The sequence below is a fragment of the Waltera intestinalis genome, from assembly GCF_009695995.1.
In the GTDB taxonomy this organism is placed as follows: Bacteria; Bacillota; Clostridia; order Lachnospirales; family Lachnospiraceae; genus Acetatifactor; species Acetatifactor intestinalis.
Map to the genome: position 1 here is coordinate 1 of NZ_VUMU01000034.1, position 1996 is coordinate 1996.

Genomic DNA, 1996 nt, shown 5'->3' on the forward strand with positions numbered 1-1996 from the left:
ACCGTCCTTAACTAACTTCTCTATAATGTCTGCTCTGGTGGCAGGTGTACCAAGTCCCTTACGCTCCACATCGTCACTCATGTCCTCGTTTCCGGCTCGCTCCATTGCAGACAAAAGGGAATCTTCCATAAAGTGCTTCGGTGGTGTGGTGTAATGCTCACTGATCTTTGTCTGTACCCCGTCAAAGGTCTGCCCCTCGGAAAGCTCTGGCAGCTTCTTATCCTCCTGCTCTTTCTCTTCCGTTGTCTTAAAAGAACGCTTAAAGGCATCTTCAAAATCTTTCCACCCGTTTTTTAAGACCGACTTGCCGGAAGTGGCAAAGGTGTAACCGCCACAGGAAAACTCTGCCTTGACTGTTTCATAAAGATGTTTCTCCCCCGTAGCACACAGCAGTCTGTTGGCCACAAGGGATAAAATCTTTCGCTCCGTTTCCGGCAGGGCTGCAAGGTCAGCTTTGGCAATCTCCATTGTGGGGATAATCGCATGGTGGTCTGTGACCTTTTTGCTGTTTAACACACGCTTAATATCCGGATTGAACATCCTATTTTCCTCAAACAATATGGAACCAAAAATTGCTTCAATCACATTTCCGGCTGTCTGCCCCATATCATCAGACAAATACTGGCTGTCCGTTCTCGGATAGGTACACATCTTTTTTTCATAAAGGCTCTGGGTGTACTCCAAAGTCTGCTTTGCAGTAAAACCGAATAGGCGGTTGGCATCCCTCTGGAGCGTGGTAAGGTCATAGAGCTTCGGCGGTGCTACTGCTTTTTCTTCCTTTACCACAGACGTAACAAGAGCCTGTCCGTTCAGACAAGCTCCTGCAACATTTTCTGCTTCTGTTTTACTGTTAATCCTCTCTGTGGCTGCATCCACGCCGCCACAGAGGATATGAGCCATAAAATACTGCTCTTTCTTGAAATTCATAATCTTTGCTTCACGCTCCACAAGCATGGCAAGGGTAGGTGTCTGTACCCTGCCCACCTTTAACACCTTGCCACCATATAAAACGGTAAAAAGCCTTGTACCGTTGATACCCACAAGCCAGTCCGCTTCCTGTCTGCACAGTGCAGAATGGTATAAATGATCGTAGTCACTTCCCGGCTTTAAGTTCTCAAATCCTTCTCTTATGGCACTCTCCTCCATGGAAGAAATCCATAAGCGTTTCATCGGTTTACTGCATCCCGCCTGTTCATACACTAGACGAAAGATAAGTTCTCCTTCTCGACCTGCATCTGTGGCACATACCACGCTGTCTACTCTTGGATCATGCATCAGTTCCTTTAATACCCTGAACTGTGCAACCGTGTCTTTCTTGACCTCATGCTGCCAATGCTCCGGTATCATAGGTAGGCTGTCGTAAGTCCACTTTTTCCATGCATCAGAATAGGCATCCGGCTGTGCCAACTCAACCAGATGCCCCACGCACCATGAAACGATAGAACCGTTTCCCTCCATGTATCCGTCTTTTCTTTCATCTGCACCAAGCACATTGGCAATTGACTGTGCCACACTTGGCTTTTCCGCTATCACTAACTGCATTATTCTTCCTCCTGTTCCTCAAAGAAATCATCATCCGAACTGCCCTCTGATTCCTCATCTTCGTTCTCATATTCTTCGTTATCTTCCTCGTCCTCATCTTCATCCTCGATGAAATCCTCTTTCTTTTTGCGTACCACTTTGAAATAATACGCACCTCCGATTACTGCCACTGCCAGACCTCCCATAAGGATATAGGAAATCATAGGATTTGCCTGCTCTTTAACCTCCGTTTCTTCCGGTTCCTCGGTGCTTTCTGTATCTTCTTCGGTTCCCTCTTTATCTTCCGCAGCTTCCTCCTGCTTATTTTCCTGTTCTGCATTATTATTTGGCAATGCACTTTCAGAAGTCGGGATTGCAGACTCTAATGCGGCAGAGTTTTTCGGTAAGGTCTCGCTGTTATCAGATGTGGTATTCAGCAAGTCATTTTCCGTAATCTCTGTCAGGAAATAGACCA

General features: G+C 46.4%; 2 protein-coding genes. Both read right to left on the reverse strand.

Annotated elements, in window-relative coordinates:
* The coding region (locus FYJ59_RS14560; RefSeq protein ID WP_154498910.1) for a DNA topoisomerase at window positions 1–1542 on the reverse strand (1542 nt) is incomplete at its 3' end.
* The coding region (locus FYJ59_RS14565; protein WP_154498912.1) for a CD1107 family mobile element protein at window positions 1542–1996 on the reverse strand (455 nt) is incomplete at its 5' end. The genes FYJ59_RS14560 and FYJ59_RS14565, both read right to left, overlap by 1 nt.